At 63.1% G+C, this 18,502-nt stretch carries 15 protein-coding genes; 10 read left to right on the top strand and 5 right to left on the bottom strand.

Annotated elements, in window-relative coordinates; translation table 11 throughout:
* Positions 1-13 precede the first annotated feature (13 nt).
* Both JQ609_RS01660 and JQ609_RS01665 read right to left on the bottom strand, forming a co-directional pair.
* Entirely contained in the window at positions 14-271 is a 258-nt protein-coding gene (locus tag JQ609_RS01660) for a hypothetical protein (RefSeq protein WP_212271773.1), read from the bottom strand.
* Positions 272-450: 179 nt separating this feature from the next.
* On the bottom strand, positions 451-918 hold the full coding sequence (locus tag JQ609_RS01665; protein ID WP_212271774.1) for a hypothetical protein: 468 nt from the start codon (positions 916-918) through the stop codon (positions 451-453).
* Positions 919-1,365: 447 nt separating this feature from the next.
* Between JQ609_RS01665 and JQ609_RS01670 the strand changes: the two genes are divergently transcribed.
* From JQ609_RS01670 to JQ609_RS01705, 8 genes are all read left to right on the top strand, one after another.
* Positions 1,366-1,455, top strand: coding sequence for a K(+)-transporting ATPase subunit F (locus JQ609_RS01670; RefSeq protein WP_212210241.1), 90 nt, complete (start codon positions 1,366-1,368; stop codon positions 1,453-1,455).
* A 116-nt stretch (positions 1,456-1,571) separates the two neighbouring features.
* On the top strand, positions 1,572-3,275 hold the full coding sequence (kdpA, locus tag JQ609_RS01675) for a potassium-transporting ATPase subunit KdpA (protein WP_212271775.1): 1,704 nt from the start codon (positions 1,572-1,574) through the stop codon (positions 3,273-3,275).
* 25 nt (positions 3,276-3,300) lie between these two features.
* Positions 3,301-5,415, top strand: a complete 2,115-nt coding sequence (kdpB, locus tag JQ609_RS01680) for a potassium-transporting ATPase subunit KdpB (RefSeq protein ID WP_212271776.1) — start codon at positions 3,301-3,303, stop codon at positions 5,413-5,415.
* A gap of 11 nt (positions 5,416-5,426) precedes the next feature.
* Entirely contained in the window at positions 5,427-6,032 is a 606-nt protein-coding gene (locus tag JQ609_RS01685) for a K(+)-transporting ATPase subunit C (RefSeq protein ID WP_212271777.1), read from the top strand.
* Between the two features lie 41 nt (positions 6,033-6,073).
* The gene (locus JQ609_RS01690) at positions 6,074-8,797 is read left to right on the top strand and encodes a sensor histidine kinase KdpD (RefSeq protein ID WP_212271778.1); all 2,724 of its coding nucleotides are present in this window, start codon (positions 6,074-6,076) and stop codon (positions 8,795-8,797) included.
* Complete coding sequence (locus JQ609_RS01695) at positions 8,794-9,483, top strand: response regulator (RefSeq protein ID WP_212210246.1); 690 nt, start codon at positions 8,794-8,796, stop codon at positions 9,481-9,483. Before JQ609_RS01690 ends, JQ609_RS01695 begins: the two co-directional genes overlap by 4 nt.
* Before the next feature lie 26 nt (positions 9,484-9,509).
* Entirely contained in the window at positions 9,510-9,950 is a 441-nt protein-coding gene (locus JQ609_RS01700) for a PTS sugar transporter subunit IIA (RefSeq protein ID WP_212210247.1), read from the top strand.
* A gap of 66 nt (positions 9,951-10,016) precedes the next feature.
* On the top strand, positions 10,017-10,235 hold the full coding sequence (locus JQ609_RS01705; RefSeq protein ID WP_212210248.1) for a DUF6496 domain-containing protein: 219 nt from the start codon (positions 10,017-10,019) through the stop codon (positions 10,233-10,235).
* Positions 10,236-10,357: 122 nt separating this feature from the next.
* Here the strand turns inward: JQ609_RS01705 and JQ609_RS01710 are convergent, their stop codons facing one another.
* Positions 10,358-11,242, bottom strand: coding sequence for a Ku protein (locus JQ609_RS01710; RefSeq protein ID WP_212210249.1), 885 nt, complete (start codon positions 11,240-11,242; stop codon positions 10,358-10,360).
* 1,045 nt (positions 11,243-12,287) lie between these two features.
* On the opposite strand from JQ609_RS01710, the gene ligD reads away from it, so the two are divergent.
* Positions 12,288-14,966 (top strand): DNA ligase D, encoded by a 2,679-nt coding sequence (gene ligD, locus JQ609_RS01715; RefSeq protein WP_212271779.1) that lies wholly within the window; start codon positions 12,288-12,290, stop codon positions 14,964-14,966.
* A gap of 99 nt (positions 14,967-15,065) precedes the next feature.
* Here the strand turns inward: ligD and JQ609_RS01720 are convergent, their stop codons facing one another.
* On the bottom strand, positions 15,066-15,230 hold the full coding sequence (locus tag JQ609_RS01720; RefSeq protein WP_065752791.1) for a DUF3309 family protein: 165 nt from the start codon (positions 15,228-15,230) through the stop codon (positions 15,066-15,068).
* Between the two features lie 166 nt (positions 15,231-15,396).
* Here JQ609_RS01720 and JQ609_RS01725 point away from each other — a divergent pair, with 166 nt between their 5' ends.
* A complete protein-coding gene (locus JQ609_RS01725) occupies positions 15,397-15,708 on the top strand; it encodes a polyhydroxyalkanoic acid system family protein (RefSeq protein WP_212206353.1) in 312 nt (103 codons plus the stop codon).
* On the opposite strand, the gene treY is transcribed toward JQ609_RS01725, so the two are convergent.
* The gene (gene treY, locus JQ609_RS01730) at positions 15,705-18,500 is read right to left on the bottom strand and encodes a malto-oligosyltrehalose synthase (RefSeq protein ID WP_212271780.1); all 2,796 of its coding nucleotides are present in this window, start codon (positions 18,498-18,500) and stop codon (positions 15,705-15,707) included. The genes JQ609_RS01725 and treY overlap by 4 nt on opposite strands.
* Between the last annotated feature and the right edge of the window lie 2 nt (positions 18,501-18,502).

The following is an 18,502-nucleotide window of genomic DNA, read 5'->3' on the forward strand; positions in this document are numbered from 1 at the left end:
TCTGACCGGCCGGCTACGCGACGCGCCGAACGGCGCTGGAGATCGTGGGCGCCTCGCCCATGTCGAGTTCGATCTCGCGCGCCAGTTCGACGATGCTTTCGGGATGATGGCCGTTCTCGAACAGCGCATATTTGACCGCTTGCGCGCGGCTGACGAACAGGCCGCCATAAAGACCGTTCTGTTCCTGGGCGACCCATTGGCCGCGCTGGTTCCTGCCGATGAAGACGATTGCAGAGGCAGAGCTACACGATGGAGGTTCGACGAGCTTCACGTTGGTATTCCTTCCAGTGGTGAGCCGCGCGATTCGAGACCGCATGGCTCATGCCGCCAATATCTTCCCGGCGGGATATAAATTCGAGAGTGGCGAGATGCCGATCGCATAGGAGCCGCATAGGATCGCGCGTCGGGCGCTTCAATGTTCGGGAGCTGCGCCAAGGCTTGCTCGCGGCTTTAGGCGAAATTCTCGGTCAGGACCGGCTGGTAAAATACGTCTGTCTTTTGCGGCACCATCGGGACGCTGGTCCGGTCTGCCCGCGCGCTGAGGCGACGGGCCTCGACGAAGGCGCTGAGGATCGCCAGCGCCAGATCGGCGTGACGGCCCTCGGCGGATTGATCGAGCCAGTCCGGCAGTTCGCGTTCGCGCGACAGCGCGCAATGCCATTTGCCTTCGTCATAGGCGATGCGGCGGAGCTGCCATTGCGGCAATTCCAGATCGATCAGTGCCAGCGCGGCATCGGTCCAGGCGCCGGATTGAATCAGACGCTCGATGCGGGCGGTCTTGCCGCTCTGGCCCACGGACGGAAAGCGCCGGCAGGTCTGGCTGACGATGTCGGACAGGAATTCAGCGGTCACGGCATAGGCGTTGCGCAGCCGGTCGCCGGGTTCAGCGGGGGTTTGGGGTTGTGCGAGAATGAACATGGCGTGATCTCACTTGTGGGGCGGCTGAAACCGCAGCCGTGGGTCCAAGGTGGTCAAAACGCCATTTGAAAACGAGATGCGGCGAAGGGCGGAGAAATAGGGATTTCATAAGTGGGTGATGTGGGCACGCTCTCTCCCCACGTCGTCCCGGCCTTGAGCCGGGACCCATAGCCACCGTCACCCATTTGGCGGAAGGTGACTGGTGTGGCCCGGGACCACGGGCACTTATGGAATTCCTATAACGTCGCCATTGCCCCCATCTCGAAAACCTATGCGCGCGGTGGCACTTCACCACCAATCAAGGCGAGGCCGTCCGTTCGGCCCGCGGCTCATGTCGCACAGGAACATCCCATGCTGGACATTATCGTGCTGGCGCTAGGCGCAGGCTTCTTTCTGGCGGGCATTGGTTACGCCTACGCCTGCGAACGGCTCTGAGGGAGAACGATCATGATGTTCGATTATTCGCTCGCCGGGCTCGTCTCGCTAGGCCTCCTGTTCTACCTGACTTACGCGCTGCTGCGGCCCGAACGCTTCTGAGGACGCCATGATCACGCTGGTCCAAGTCGTCCTGGCGTTTGTCGTTACCTCGGCGCTGCTGATCGCGCTCATTCACCTGCTGCTGCCCGCAAAGAGATCCTGAAGGGTTTTAGACCATGACCGTCATCGGCTGGATTCAAATTTTCCTGTACTGCGCCATCGTGGTCGCGCTGGTCAAACCGCTCGGCTGGTACATGACCCGCGTCTTCAACGGCGAGTCCACGTTTCTGTCGCCCGTGCTGCGGCCGGTCGAAGCCGGGCTTTACTGGATCGGTGGCGTCGATGAGAAGCGCGAGCAGCATTGGCTGACCTATACGGTCGCGATGCTGCTGTTCCATGTCGGCGGCTTCCTCGTCATCTATGGCCTGATGCGGCTGCAGGCGCTGTTGCCGTTCAATCCGCAGGATCAGTCCGCGGTCGCGCCGGATCTGTCGTTCAACACCGCGATCTCCTTCATCACCAACACCAACTGGCAGAACTACGGCGGCGAAAGCACGCTGTCCTATCTGGTGCAGATGCTGGGCCTGACGCACCAGAGCTTTCTGTCGGCGGCGACCGGCATCGCGCTCGCGGTGGCGCTGATCCGCGGTTTTTCGCGTTCCTCGATGCGCACCATCGGCAATTTCTGGGTCGACGTCACGCGCTGCACGCTTTATGTGCTGCTGCCGATCTGCGTGATCTACACGCTGTTCCTGGTCTGGCAGGGCATGCCGCAGACGCTGGGCGCGTATGTCGACGCCACGACGCTGGAGGGCGGAAAGCAGGCCATCGCGGTCGGCCCGGTGGCCTCGCAGGTCGCGATCAAGATGCTGGGCACCAATGGCGGCGGCTTCTTCAATGCCAACGCCGCGCATCCGTTCGAGAACCCCACCGCGCTGTCGAACTTCGTGCAGATGCTTTCGATCTTCGTGATCGGCGCCGCCATGACCAACGTGTTCGGCCGCATGGTCGGCGACCAGCGCCAGGGCTGGGCGATCCTCGGCGTCATGGGCGTGCTGTTTCTCGCGGGCGTCGCCATCACCTATTGGGCCGAAGCCAACGGCACTTCCACGCTGAGCGCGCTCGGGCTCTCCGGCGGCAACATGGAAGGCAAGGAAGTCCGTTTCGGCATCGTTGCATCCTCACTGTTCGCCGTGGTCACCACGGCGGCCTCCTGCGGCGCGGTCAACGCCATGCATGACTCATTCACCGCGCTTGGCGGCATGATCCCGCTGATCAACATGCAGCTCGGCGAGATCATCGTCGGCGGCGTCGGCGCCGGCCTCTACGGCATGCTGCTGTTCGTCGTGCTGGCGATCTTTGTCGCCGGGCTGATGGTCGGCCGCACGCCGGAATATGTCGGCAAGAAGATCGAGGCGCGCGAGGTCAAGATGGCGATGCTCGCCATCCTTGTGCTGCCGTTGATGTATCTCGGCTGGACCGCGGTTGCCGTGGTATTTCCGCCGGCGGTGGCGTCGATGGCCAATGCCGGGCCGCATGGTTTCACCGAGGTGCTCTACGCTTTCACGTCGGCCACCGGCAACAACGGTTCGGCGTTCGGCGGCCTGACCGGCAACACCTTGTTCTACAATCTGACGCTCGCCAGTTCGATGTTCGTCGGCCGCTTCTTCATGATCGTGCCGGCGATGGCCATTGCGGGCTCGCTGGCGGCCAAGAAGTCGATCCCGCCATCGGCTGGCACGCTGCCGACCACCGGTGGCCTGTTCGTCGGCCTCGTCGTCGGCGTGATCCTGATCATCGGCGGTCTCACCTTCTTCCCGGCGCTGGCGCTCGGACCGATCGTCGAGCACCTCGCTGACAACGCCAACAATCTGTTCTGATCGATCTCTCTTCGGAGTTACGTCCATGGAAGCCATGAAACTGCAGAAAAAGGTGACGGCCTCGGCGATATCAGACCCGAAGATCCTGGTGCCGGCGATCAGGTCGTCGTTCGTCAAGCTCGACCCGCGGCTGATGATCAAGAGCCCCGTGATGTTCGTGGTCGAGGTCGTGGCTGCGCTGACCACCATCATCTTCCTGCGCGACCTCGTCACCGGCGGCACGAATCTCGGATTCACCTTCCAGATCATTATGTGGCTGTGGTTCACGGTGCTGTTCGCCAATTTCGCGGAAGCGGTGGCGGAGGGACGCGGCAAGGCGCAGGCCGAATCGCTGAAGAAGACCCGCACCGAGAGCCAGGCCAAGCTGCTGACCGGTTCGGACAAGACGTTTCGCCTGGTGCCCGGCACCGCGCTGAAAGTCGGCGATATCGTTCTGGTCGAAGCCGGCGACAACATCCCGTCCGACGGCGAAGTGATCGAGGGCGTCGCCTCGGTCAACGAGGCGGCGATCACAGGCGAATCCGCGCCCGTGATCCGCGAATCCGGCGGCGACCGTTCGGCGGTAACCGGCGGCACCCAGGTGCTGTCGGACTGGATCCGTGTCCGTATCACCGCGGCGCAGGGATCGACCTTCATCGATCGCATGATCAGGCTGGTGGAAGGCGCCGAGCGGCAGAAGACGCCGAACGAGATCGCGCTCAATATCCTGCTGGCCGGCCTCACCATCATCTTCGTGTTCGCGACCGTGACGATCCCGAGCTATGCGGCCTATGCCGGCGGCTCGATTTCGGTGGTCGTGCTGGTGGCGCTGTTCGTGACGTTGATCCCGACCACCATCGGCGCGTTGCTGTCCGCGATCGGCATTGCCGGCATGGACCGGCTGGTGCGCTTCAACGTGCTGGCGATGTCCGGCCGCGCGGTCGAGGCCGCCGGCGACGTCGATACGCTGCTGCTCGACAAGACCGGCACCATTACCCTCGGCAACCGCCAGGCAACCGCGTTTCGGCCAGTCCGCGGCGTGACCGAGCAGGAGCTGGCGGATGCGGCGCAGCTGGCTTCGCTCGCCGACGAGACGCCCGAGGGCCGCTCGATCGTCGTGCTGGCCAAGGAAAAATACAACATTCGAAGCCGCGACATGAAGGAGCTCGCCGCGACATTCGTGCCCTTCACCGCGCAAACCCGCATGAGCGGCATCGACGCAGGCACCTCGTCCGTCCGCAAGGGCGCGGTCGATGCGATCCTCAATTACATCGGCGGCGGCACCGCTCAGACCATGGCGAGCGGCAACGCCGTTCGTGCGATCCAGCCGACGGTGGGTACGGAAGCGGCCCGCGAACTCCAGGCCATCGCAGACGAAATCGCCAAGGCCGGCGGCACGCCGCTCGCTGTCGCCAAGGACGGCCGCCTGCTCGGCGTCATCCACCTCAAGGATATCGTCAAGGGCGGCATCCGCGAGCGCTTTGCCGAATTGCGCCGCATGGGCATCCGCACCGTGATGATCACCGGCGATAACCCGATGACGGCAGCGGCGATCGCGGCCGAGGCCGGCGTCGACGATTTCCTCGCCCAGGCAACGCCTGAGGACAAGCTGAAGCTGATCCGCGACGAGCAGGCCAAGGGCAAGCTGGTGGCGATGTGCGGCGACGGCACCAACGACGCGCCCGCGCTGGCGCAAGCGGACGTCGGCGTCGCCATGAACACCGGCACCCAGGCCGCGCGCGAGGCCGGCAACATGGTCGACCTCGATTCCAACCCGACAAAACTGATCGAGGTGGTCGAGATCGGCAAGCAGCTGTTGATGACGCGCGGTGCACTGACGACGTTCTCGATCGCCAATGACGTCGCAAAATATTTCGCCATCATCCCCGCAATGTTCCTGGCGTTCTATCCGCAGCTCGAGGTGCTCAACGTCATGCATCTGGCGAGCCCGCAAAGCGCGATCCTGTCGGCGATCATCTTCAACGCGATCGTCATCATCGCGCTGATTCCGCTGGCGCTGAAAGGCGTCGCCTACCGTGCCGTCGGGGCAGGGGCACTGCTGCGCCGCAACCTGCTGATCTACGGCCTCGGCGGCATCATCATTCCCTTTATCGGCATCAAGGCTATCGATCTTGTGGTCACCGCCTTGAACCTGGCCTGAGGAGACACACCATGCTTCGCGAAATTCGCCCCGCCATCATCCTGCTGCTGTTGCTGACCGCCATCACAGGCCTTGCCTATCCGCTCGCGATGACCGCGATTGCCGGCGTGATCTTTCCGAAGCAGGCGCAAGGCAGCCTGATCGAGAAGGACGGCAAGGTGATCGGCTCGGCCCTGATCGGGCAGGAGTTTAAGGAAGACAAATATTTCCACGGGCGGCTCTCGGCGACCTCGGCGCCGGACCCGGTGGATTCCACAAAGACGGTGTCGGCACCCTATAACGCGGCCAATTCCGGCGGCTCCAACCTCGGCCCGACCAGCAAGGCTTTGGCCGACCGGCTCAAGGAGGATGTCGACAAGCTGAAGGCGGAAAACGCCAACGCTTCCGTCCCCGTCGACCTCGTCACGACCTCTGCCAGCGGCCTCGATCCGGATATTTCGCCGGAGGCGGCGCTATTCCAGGTGCCGCGGGTGGCCAAGGCGCGGAAGATGCCGGAAGAGCGCGTCCGCCAGCTGGTCACGGAGCACACCCAGGGCCGCATGGCAGGATTGCTCGGCGAGATCAGGGTCAACGTTCTGGCACTGAATCTGGCGCTGGATGCCGCCGCAGCCAAATGACGGGAGCTAGGCCGCGCCGGATGACATGACTATATTGCCGCATGGCAAATCAGCGCCAGGATCATGAAAAACGACCCTCGCCGGACGCGTTGCTGGAGGCTGCGCGCCGCGAGAATGATCGTGCCGGGAAGCTCAAGATCTTCGTCGGCGCAGCCCCCGGCGTCGGCAAGACCTATGAGATGCTGCAAAGCGCCCATGCCAAGAGGAAGGCCGGGATAGATGTCGTGGTCGGCGTGGTCGAGACCCACGGCCGGGCGGAGACCGAGGCGCTGCTGACGGGCCTTGAAGTGCTGCCGCGCAAGCGGCTCGAATACAGGGACCAGGTTCTCGAGGAGATGGACCTCGACGCGCTGATCGCGCGGCGTCCGCAGATCGCCTTGGTCGACGAACTCGCCCATACCAACGCGCCCGGCAGCCGCCATCCCAAGCGCTACCTCGACGTCGAGGAGCTGCTGTCCCATGGCATCGACGTCTATACGGCGGTCAACATCCAGCACATCGAGAGCCTCAACGACGTGGTCGCGCAGATCACGCATGTGCGGGTGCGCGAAACCGTGCCGGACAAGGTGTTCGATCTCGCCGACGCCATCGAACTGATCGACCTCACGCCCGATGATTTGATCCAGCGGCTGAAGGAGGGCAAGGTCTATGTCCCCAAGCAGGCCGAACGGGCGCTCGAACACTATTTCTCACCGGGCAATTTGACTGCGCTGCGCGAACTGGCCTTGCGACGCACCGCCGAACGGGTCGATGAGCAACTCCTGACCCACATGCAGGCCAACGCGATCGCCGGGCCCTGGGCCGCAGGTGAGCGTGTTCTGGTTTGCATCAGTGAGGACCCGCGATCGGCGGGGCTGGTGCGCTACACCAAGCGGCTGGCCGATCGGCTGCACGCGCAATGGACGGCGATCAGCATCGAGACGAGGCGCAGCCTGCAACTGACCGACGAGCAGCGCGACCGGCTCGCCGACACGATGCGGCTCGCCGAGGCGCTGGGCGGCGAGGCGCTGACCATTCCCGGCGTCGGCCGCCGCATCGCCGATGACGTCATCCATTTCGCGCAGGCGAACAACGTGACGCAGATCATCATCGGAAAGTCGGCACGGTCGTGGTGGTTCGAGCTGATGCGCGGTTCGGTGGTGCACGATCTGGTGCGCCGTGCCGGCAATATCACCGTCAACGTCATCGCCGGCGAGGAACTCGCGGCCGAGCCCGTTCCGAGGAAAACGGTGCGCACGGCCGAACGGCAGGAGCCGTTCGATCCGCTGCCCTATGCGGTGTCCCTGGCGTTCGTCGCCATTGCGCTCGGTGCTGGCCTGCTGGTTCATCCGCGGCTGGGCATCGAAAACGTCGATCTCGTGTTCCTGACGGCCGTGGTCGGGGCCGCCGTCCGTTACGGGCTGTTGCCGTCGCTGTTTGCAAGCGTGGTTGGGTCACTCTGCTACAATTTCTTTTTTCTCCCGCCGGTCTATACCTTTACGATTACCGATCCGCCCAATGTCGCCGCCTTCTTCTTCTTCATGCTGATTGCGATCCTGGTTTCCAACGTCGCGGCGCGGGTACGAACGCAGGCCGTGACTGCGATGGGCCGGGTCCGCACCACGGAATCGCTCTACGCCTTCAGCCGCAAGCTCGCGGGCACCGCGACCCTCGACGACGTGTTGTGGGCGACCGCCTACCAGACGGCGTTGATGTTGAAGGTGCGGGTGGTGCTGCTGTTGCCGGAGGACGGCATCATTACCGTCAAGGCCGGCTATCCGCCCGAAGATCAACTAGACAAGGCGGATCTCGCCGCCGCGAACTGGGCATGGGGCAACGACCGGGCCGCGGGCCGCGGCGCCGATACGCTGCCGGGCGCCAAGCGCCTTTTCCTGCCGATGCGAACCGGACGCGGGCCGATCGGCGTCATCGGCATCGATGATGACAAGACCGGGCCGTTGCTCACCCCGGATCAGCGCCGGTTGCTCGATGCCTTGATGGATCAGGGCGCGCTCGCGATCGAACGGGTGCTGCTGGTGGAGGATATGGACCGCGTCAAACGCACGGTGGAGTCGGATCGTCTGCGCTCGGCGCTGTTGACGTCGATCTCGCACGATCTCAAGACGCCGCTGGCCTCGGTGCTCGGCGCCGCAAGCGCGATGCGGGACCTTGATAGCGGCCTGAGCGATACCGAAAAGCGGGATCTGCTGGCGACCGTGATCGACGAGTCCGAACGGCTCAACCGCTTCATCGCCAACCTTCTCGACATGACAAAGCTGGAATCCGGCGCCGTGGTGCCGAATGCGGCGCTGCATGATATCGGCGAGATCGTCGGCAGCGTGCTTCGGCGCGCCAGCAAGATTCTTGGAGGCCACAAGGTTTCGCTTGAGCTGGCCGCCGACTTGCCGATGCTGCAGCTTGATGCGGTGCTGTTCGAGCAGGTGCTCTTCAACGTGCTGGACAACGCGGCGAAATATGCGCCGGCCAACACCACGATTTCGATCAGGAGTTCGCGGGAAAGAGATTGGGTGTCCCTGCAAATCATTGACGAAGGCGATGGTATACCGCCCGAGGAGCTGGACATGATATTCGACAAGTTTCACCGCGCGCAAAAGGGCGATCACGTCCGCCCGGGCACCGGCCTTGGCCTGGCGATTTCGCGCGGCTTTGTCGAGGCCATGCACGGCACGATCTCGGCCGCCAACCGGATTGACCGGAGCGGCGCCGTACTGACGATCCGCTTGCCGGTCCCGGCCGTATCAGATGCACTGGACACCGCCGCATGAGTGCCGCACCGATCAAGGTCCTTGTCATCGACGACGAGCCGCCGATACGCAAGCTGCTGCGGATGGGATTGAGCACGCAGGGCTACGATATTCTGGAAGCTCCCAGCGGCAAGATAGCGCTCGAAAAGCTGGCCGAGGGGCCCGCGCTGATCATCCTTGATCTCGGCCTGCCGGACATCCAGGGCCACGAACTGCTGCGCATGATCCGTGGTCGCAACGACAGCGTTCCCATCGTGGTGCTGTCTAGCCGCGGCGACGAGGCCGGGAAAGTTCAGGCGCTCGATCTGGGCGCCGACGATTATTTGACAAAGCCGTTCGGGATGGATGAACTGCTCGCCCGCATGCGCGCCGCGCTGCGGCACCAGTTGCAGGTCCAGGGTGAGCGCCCGGTATTCCGATCGGGCGACCTCGCGGTCGATCTTGTGCGCCGCATCGTCAAGGTGGGGGACAAGGACGTGAAATTGTCACCCAAGGAGTATGAACTGCTGCGCGTGCTGGTGCAGCACGCCGGCAAGGTGTTGACTCACCGGTTCCTGCTCAAGGAGCTGTGGGATGAACTGACCGACGCGCAATACCTGCGGGTCTATGTGCGCCAGCTCCGGCAGAAGATCGAGGCCGATCCGGAGCGCCCGCAGTTTGTTCTGACTGAAACCGGTATAGGCTATCGGCTGCGCGCGCCGGATTGATACGCGGCAGCCTGGCTGGAGTCACGATGAAGATTTCCGATCTGCTATCGCCAACCGACGTCATGATCGACGTTCGGGCCTCGCAGAAGGGGCAGCTGTTGCAGGAATTGGCGGCCACGGCCGCCGTCAATCTCGGCCTGGCTGTCGATCAGGTGACGTCGCATCTGCTGAAGCGGGAAGAGCTGGGATCGACGGGGACCGGCAATGGCATCGCTATTCCGCACGCCCGGCTGACGGGCTTGAAGCGGCCCTATGGACTGCTCGCAAAGCTGAAGCAGGGCATCGAGTTTGATGCCATCGACGGACAGGAGGTGGACGTCGTGTTCGTCCTGTTGCTGCCGGCGGCAGTGGAGAACGAAGCGCTCGCCGCGCTGGCGCTGGTAGCCCGGAGTTTGAGATCACCGGATACGCTAGCGCGATTGCGGGCTGCGAAAAATTCATCCGAGCTCCATGCCGCGATCGCCTGAGGTTGCGGGCTCTGGAACTTTCATGCCAAGCGATGATTAATTTCCTTCCAATCGGGAGGTAGATCCATGGCACGATACTCGAAGAAGGCGTCCACCGACGTCAAGCGCGCAATGAAGAAACGCAAGGCCGGCACCTTGAAGAGCGGCCGTTCCGGCAGAAAAGTGAAGAGCAAGAAGCAGGCGATTGCGATCGGGCTTTCCGAGGCGCGCGCCAAGGGCAAGAAGGTGCCGAAGAAGGCGGCCAAGAAGCGCAAGACAGCGAAGAAGCGGAAGGCGAAGAAGTAGGGCATCTCTATCTCGTCATGGCCGGGCTTGACCCGGCCATCCACGTCTTTGCTGCGGCAAGGAAGTCGTGGATGCCCGGGTCAAGCCCGGGCATGACGAATGAGTGGGGCGCGTTCTCGAAACTACCCCGCCTTGCGCGCCCGCGCCGCCGACCGGTGCGCCTTCTTGGCCGCTCGCCGTTGCGGCGTCCGGCGCGATGTGCCGGCGTGGGCTCGCCGCTTCGCCGCTCCTTTGCCTTTCAGGCTCTGCTTCAGCGCGTCCATCAGACTAACGACGTTGTCGGCCTTCTCCTCGCGCTCCACGGTCTTCACCGGCTTGCCGGAGGCCTTGCGCCGGACCAGCGCCTTCAACGCGTTCTCGTATTCGTCCTTGAACTTCGACGGATCGAAATGCGCCGCCTTGGTATCGAGGATGTGGCTGGCCAGTTCGATCATGTCCTTCGATATCCTGGGGCTCTTGATGTCGTCGAAATAGCTGTCCTCGTCGCGCAGCTCGTAGGGATAGCGCAGCGTGGTGCCGAGCAGGCCCTTGCCGAGCGGTTCGATCGCGATGACGTGCTCGCGGTTGGTGAGCACGATGCGCGCCAGCGCGACGCGGTCCTGGTCCTTCATGGCGTCGCGGATCACGGCGAAGGCGTCGATACCGGCCTTGCCGTCCGGCACGATATAATAGGGGTTGTTGAGATAGCGCTTGTCGATCTCGTCACGGGGCACGAAGCTGTCGATGTCGATGGTGTGGTTGCTCTCGATCTGGACCGCCTCCAGCTCCTCCTTTTCGACCTCGACATACTCGCCCTTCTTCAACTCGTAGCCGCGGCCCTTCTGGTCGCTCTCGACGACATCGCCGGTCTCGCTATCGACCATCTGCTGCTTCAGCCGGTTGCCGGTCTCCTTGTTGATCATGTGGAAACGGGTTTTCTCGGCGGAGGTCGAGGCCGGATACAGCGCGATCGGGCATGACACGAGGGAAAGCTTCAGCGAGCCTTTCCAATAGGCGCGAGGGGCCATGACAATCTCCGGTGAGGCGTTTGGGTTCGGAACTTCAACGGTTAGTGCTAGTTTTGGTTCCTGTTGCGACCGTCCGAGAGCTACGCCGTATTTCCCTTATTGCGAGCGCAGCGAAGCAATCCTTCTTGCGCCAACCCGAGGCATGGATTGCTTCGCGGAGCCTGTCATCGGGCGCGCATTCGCGCGACCCGTTGGCTCGCAATGACGGTTGGGTGCGACAAAACAACCCGACGGGCAGATCACTTCTGATTTACGGAATCCTTGTCAAGCCCCAAAGAAAAAAATATTTCTGTTTACCAGAATGCAAATCAGGTGCATATGTTTGCCCATCCCGTCCCACTCAGAGGGCGTCGGCCGTCGTCACGGACGTTGGACGGGTTGCGGTGGACGCTGGTTTACGCTGAGACGACGGCGTGGATAGGCGTACGGCAAAACCGTGTGGTCCTGGCGCCCGTTGCTGGCGTCAAGCTGTCGGGTAGGCGAGAGCCGAACGGCAGCGACGGAGTCAACCAAGAACTCGTCTCCGGGGAGATCACGGCATAAGCCGTAAAGCCATTGCGCAGGGAAGGCCGGGTGTTCTCCGCTGCCCTGTATGCTCGTGTGCAGCATTTCTTGTGCTAACCGCACACGGGACCGCGGGTGCAGCGCGCACCCGGTCTTCCCTGCGCCCTCTTGATGAGAGGGCGGGAAGTTTCTGGCAAAGCTCGGGCCCATCAGGCCGCGAGATCGCGAAAGTATGTTCAGTGCTCAGTGCAGCAACAAAGACCGCCGTCGTCCCGGCCTTGAGCCGGGACCCATAACCACAGGGAGAAGTTTTGCGAAAGGTCTCTGCGACCGAGCCTTCATCGAGAGATCACGCGGTATGGGTCCCCCGATGCGCAATTGCGCATCTGAGCTCAAGGCCGGGACGACTAGCGGTGGGGATGCGAAAGCGTGCTCAGGTCACGTCTGGCGGGGTTTGGTTTCGGAACTTCAGCGGTTACCATGGGTTTCGGATACTGGTTTTTGCCGCCGCGCGGGCGGCCGACGGATATGAGGCTTGACCGTGTCGCTGCGAAACCTGACCACCTACCGGAAAAAGCGCGATTTCGAAAAGACCAGCGAGCCATCCGGCGACGTCAAGGTGGCGCCCTCAAAACAGCGGCGGTTCGTGATCCAGAAGCATGACGCGACTCGGTTGCATTACGATCTCCGGCTGGAGTTCGACGGCGTTTTCAAATCGTGGGCAGTGACGCGCGGTCCCTCGCTCGATCCGCACGACAAGCGGCTCGCGGTCGAGGTCGAGGACCATCCGCTCGATTACGGCGATTTCGAAGGCACCATTCCAGATGACCAGTACGGCGGTGGCACCGTGCAACTCTGGGATCGCGGCTATTGGGAATCCGACGACCCCGACCGCGGCTTCAAGAAGGGCGACCTGAAATTCAACCTGCACGGCGAGAAGCTGCATGGCAGCTGGGTGCTGGTGCGGATGAAGGGCGACCGTTACGGCGGAAAGCGCACCAACTGGCTGCTGATTAAACACCGCGACGAGTTCGTGAGGGAAGGCGACGCCAACGATATCCTCGACGAGGACAAATCGGTCGCGTCGGGCCGCTCGATGGATCAGATCGCGAACGGCAAGGGGAGCGCGCCAAAGCCGTTCATGCTGGCGAGGGGTGGCAAAGCCCAGGCCGATGCGGTGTGGCATTCCAACCGCGGCGAGGCGGCGGAAGCGCGGGCGCAGGGAAAAACATCGATCAGGACGTCGATCTCGCGGTCCGCGCCTCCAACGAAGGCGCGCGCCGCGGCCAAGGTTAAGGTGGCCAAGGTTAAGGCGGCCAAAGTTAAGAAAGCCGATGCGATGCCGGATTTCGTCGCGCCGCAACTTTGCGCCTCGGCCGAAAGCCCACCCAATTCGGACGGCTGGTGCCACGAGATCAAATTCGACGGCTACCGCATGCAATTGCGGGTCGAGGATGGCGACGCCGTCCTGAAAACCCGTAAAGCACTGGACTGGACGGAAAAGTTCGGCGCCATCGCCAAGGAGGCGACATCGCTGCCGGATGTGCTGATCGACGGCGAAATCGCCGCGCTCGACCATCATGGCGTGCCGCACTTCTCGACGCTGCAGGCCGCGATCTCCGACGGCAAAACCGGCGCGCTGATCTTCTTCGCGTTCGATCTGCTGTTCGCCGGATCTGAGGATCTACGCGGCCTGCCGCTTGGCGAGCGCAAGACGCGCCTGAAGCAGCTTCTGGAAGCCAGGAAGCGTAAGGGCCGCCTGATTCAGTATGTCGCGCATTTCGAGGAAAGCGGCGATTCCGTCCTGGAAGCCGCCAACAAATTGGCGCTTGAAGGCATCATCTCCAAGAAGCTGGACGCGCCGTATCGATCCGGGCGGTCCGAAAGCTGGACCAAATCCAAGACCCGCGCCGGACACGAGGTGGTGCTGGGCGGATGGAAGACCACCAACGGCAAATTCCGCTCGCTGATGGCCGGCGTCTATCGCGACGGTCATCTGGCCTTTGTCGGCCTCGTGGGCACCGGCTTTGGGCAGGACACGGTCCGGCGCATCATGCCGGCGCTGAAGGCGGCGAGTTCGGACAAGAGCCCGTTTGGCGGCAAGGACGCGCCGAAGAAGACCCGCGACGTGCATTGGCTGAAGCCGGAGCTGGTCGCCGAGATCGAATTCGCGGGGTGGACGGACGGCGGCAACATCAGGCAGGCGGCGTTCAAGGGGCTACGGCAGGACAAGCCGGCGAACGAGGTTGAAGCGGAGAGGCCTGTCATGACCAAGGCGGCAAAACCTTTGATCAGGTCCGGCAAATCGTCGGCCAAATCCGCTGAAGTGATGGGCGTCGTCATCTCAAAACCCGACAAGGCGCTGTGGCCCGACGGCGGTGACGGCAAGGGCGTGACCAAGCTCGATCTTGCGCGTTATTTCGAAGCGGTCGGCGAATGGATGATCGGCTATCTCAAGGGGCGGCCGTGCTCGGTGGTTCGCGCGCCCGATGGCATCAAGGGGGAGACGTTCTTTCAGCGTCATGGCATGCCGGGCAAGTCGGAACTGCTCGAACTCGTCAAGGTTTCCGGCGACCGCAAGCCATATTTGCAGATCGATCGCGTCGAGGGCCTGGCCGCCGTCGCACAGAGCGGCGGGTTGGAGCTGCACCCCTGGAATTGCGCGCCTGACGCGCCCGATGTGCCGGGCCGGCTGGTGTTCGATCTCGACCCCGCGCCCAATGTCGGGTTTGCCGACGTGATCGAGGCCGCCAAGGACATGCGGCAGCGGCTGACCGCTTTGGGCCTCGAGAGCTTCTGCAAGACCACCGGCGGCAAGGGACTGCACGTGGTGACGCCATTGCTGTACGGCGCCAAAGACAGAGTGACGTGGAAGGAAGCGAAGGCGTTCGCGCAGGGCGTTTGCCAGTGGATGGCGAACGATGATCCCGAGCGCTATCTGCTCAACATGTCGAAGAAGCAGCGCCAGGGAAAGATCTTCCTCGACTATCTGCGCAACGACCGGATGTCGACCGCGGTCGCCGTGCTGTCGCCGCGGGCGCGGGACGGCGCCACGGTTTCAATGCCGCTAACCTGGACGCAGGTACGGGACGATCTCGATCCGAAGAAATACACCGTGCGCACGGTGCCGGCGTTGCTGGCCAAAACCAAGGCATGGCAGGGCTACGATGAGGCGGCGGCGTCGATCAAGGCGGCGATCAAGAAACTGGCGGGGAAGTAGGGTGGGCAAAGCGCAAGCGTGCCCACCCTCTTCCCTTGCGATGAAAGAGGTGGGCACGGCGCAAGCGCACCTTTGCCCACCCTACGATCTCAAAATTGCCTACAGCTTCCCGAGCAACAACAGGATCAGCAAGATCACGATCACCAGGCCGAGGCCGCCGCCACCGTAATAGCCGGTGCCGTAGAACGGACCGCCGCCGATGCCGGAAAAGCCGCCCAGCAGGGCGATGATAAGAATGATAAGGATGATTGTTCCGATTGACATGTAATTCTCCTCAGCCCCGCGTTGGGTGCTGTTTGCCTTGCCCTCAACCGGAAAAACAAATGGCAATCGTGAAAGTTCCGTTTATTGCAGCGCACATATCGAGCTTGCCTCTTCCTTTCGAACGGAACGGAATTACATCCGCAAGATCAGACCTGAGGATTTTCCGATGTCCGCACCGCTCGTCGTTTCGATCCCGCACAGCCTCGGCCGCGAAGAAGCCATGCGACGCCTCAAGTCCGGCCTATCGCGCGCTGCGTCGAGCGTGCCGGTGCTGAGCGTCGATGAGGAGCGATGGGAAGACAACCGCATGGTCTTTCGCGTCCGCGCGCTCGGGCAGGCGGCTGCCGGGCATGTCGATGTCGCCGACGATCATGTGAAGGTGGAGGTCGTGTTGCCATGGCTGCTGCAGCGCTTCGCCGAAGTGGCCCAGGCCGCGATCCGGAGCCGCGGCAACCTGTTGCTGACCAAGAAGAACTAGGGCGTTGGCATCAGGCGCCTGCGCTTCGGCGCAGGCATCGCCGCGCCGTGATATCTCGCCTTCAGCACGGCCACGGGGAGGTGCGCCAACAGGTCGGACAACCGCAATTGCGAGGCATCGGCGTCGGCAAATCCCTCCGCCGAATAGCCGCTGACATCGAGGGTGGCATCATGGCTTTCCGCACGGGGCCACGCCCGGCCACTTTCGGAGAACGCCGCGGACAATCTCGTGACGACGACGATTGCGGCCTCGCGGCCACGGCGGCGGGCAAAGGCGATGAAGTGGTCGCGATGAGGTCCGCTGATATCCAGTGGCTGATAATCGCCGTTCGTGAAGACATCGGCGAGCTCAGTGCGCAACTTGAGGAGTTGCCGCGTCCAGGCCAGTTTCAACTTGCCGCTCGGCCAATCCTGCACCAGCTGGTCCCAGTCCGGTGTCTGCAGTGAAGCGAGCAGGTGGGCACGTTTGGCAAAATCGACCGGCCGCCGGTTGTCGGGATCGACCAGCGAGAAATCCCACAGCTCGGTACCCTGATAGAAATCGGGTACGCCCGGCATCGTTGCCTTGAGCGTGATCTGGCTCAGCGAGTTCAAGGCGCCTAATAGCGATACGCGCCGCGCCAGTGCATCGAGCGCGTCGAGAAACTCGGCGGAAATCGAGCGGTCCAGAATGCGCGCGATGAAGGTGTTCAGTCCTGCTTCATAGGCCTCGTGCGGATTGAGCCAGCTGGTCTCCTCCTTGCCCTCGCGCGCCGCCTTCAGGGCATAGGCCTGCATCCGTTCCAGGAACGCCTCGTCGTCCGGCTGCCAGGCTCCCAGCAGGGCCTGATAGAGCATGTATTCGAATGTCGCCGACGGCGCGCGCATCTCGCCGTCGATGACCAAATGAGGCGCGTTGAGAACCTTCCACCGCGCCACGGCGCTGGTCCACTCGCCATGGATCTCGGACAGCGCCATGATCCGGGCGCGGGCGTCCTCGCCCCGCTTGGTGTCATGCGTCGCGGTCGCGGTCATGCCATGCGGCCATTCCCGGGCCCGCGTCTGCATGGCCTGATGAAAATCTTCGACCGAGAGCGCCCTGGCAGATGGGTCACCGCCGACCTCGTTGAGCGCGAGCAGGCGGTGGTAGCGATAGAACGTGGTGTCCTCGAGCGATTTCGCCATCATCGGCCCGGTGAATTGCTGCACCTTCAGCGCAAATCGCCGCACGCGCGGCGCGCTGTGCGGAGGCCGGCCGGGCTTGAGCAGGTCCATGGTCAGGGTATCGCGCAGGAAATCGAAAATGCCGTCATCGGCGGCGAACCAGTCCGCGCGCGCCTTCGCGATCGTTTGCGAGATCAGCGCACGGTCATGGGCGTTCGGCCCCGACGACGTCAAATAGGTCCGGTAGACCGGGAAGTGCAGCACATAGAGTTCCAGCGCTTGCCGCAGGCTGTCGGCGGAATAGTCCCGTGTCGAATAGTGTCCGCTGGCGATGCGCGCCAGGAGGCGCGTCAGCACCGTGAATTCGCTGGTGAGCAGGGTTTCAAGCACCCGGCGCTTGGCCTCCTTCAGGATCGGTTCGAGTTTCGGCGACTGGCTGCTGATCTGGCGGAAGATTTCACCGAGCGGCTCGAGGCCATCGCCGTCGACCAGCGCCTGCGTGATCGTGTTCATCCACTCGTAGCCGGTGGTGCCGTGAACCCCGGTGAAGGAAGGCAGCTTCTCGTCTTCGCCGAGAATCTTCTCGATCACCATGTAAAATGGCTTGGCGCCCTGCGCGCCGCGGATCAGGCGGCGCAGGCGCTGAAAGTACTGGACCGGATCGCGCAGGCCGTCGATATGGTCGAGCCGCAAGCCCTGCAGCTTTCGTTCCGCGATCAGACGTCTGACGAGTTGATGGATGGCCTCGAAGGTGCCGGCGTCCTCGACGCGCAATCCCGCGAGCGAATTGACGTCGAAGAAGCGGCGGTAGTTGATGTCGCTGGAGGCAAGCCGCCAGTGACCGAGCTTGTAATGCTGGCGTTCGAGAAGGTGATGCAGCGCCAGCGTCTGGGCGGGACGATCCGGTCCGGCGCGATAGGCGTCGATCCCGTGCGCGATGGCCTCAGTACTTCCAGCGATTGCCCGTAGCCCCTCTTTGAACGCCGGCGCTTCCTTCCGGTTCGGGCGGCGCAGCCCGTGGTAGCGCGCGGCGAGGGCAAGGATATCCTTGCCGGCTGGACTATCTTCGGCGCCTGCTTCTCTGACGACGGTTCGGAGGATTTCGCTGTAGCGCTCGGGTGCGATCGGCAGCCGATGCTCGAAATACCATGCCGAAAAGCTGCCTTCGCCCGCATCATAGCGCAGTTCGATCTCGCCGCTTTCCAGCGCCTGGCCATAGGATGAACCGATGATCGGCAGCAGCACGCCGCCACGCGCGCGATACGGCAACAGTTCCCAGTCGATGTCGAAGGATGCCGCGTGCGGCGAGGTCTGGCCCCATTCCAGCACGTCCAGCCACCACGGATTATCGGCGAAATGCACGCCGACATGGTTGGGGACGAAGTCGAGGATCAGTCCGAGATCGTATTTCCGCAGCGCCGCGCTCAACCGCTCGAAGCCGGCTTCGCCGCCGAGCTCGGGATTGAAATGGGTGTGATCGGTGATGTCGTAACCATGCGTGCTGCCCTTGCGAGCCGTCATGAAGGGCGAAGCGTAGAGATGCGTGATCCCGAGGGCCGCAAGATACGGGACGACGGCAGCGGCCGCATCGAAATCGAAATCCGCCGAGAGCTGCAGGCGGTAGGTCGCGATCGGGATCGCCGGGGGCATTT

It is taken from the genome of Bradyrhizobium sp. AUGA SZCCT0169 (genome assembly GCF_018130085.1).
Taxonomy (GTDB): Bacteria; Pseudomonadota; Alphaproteobacteria; order Rhizobiales; family Xanthobacteraceae; genus Bradyrhizobium.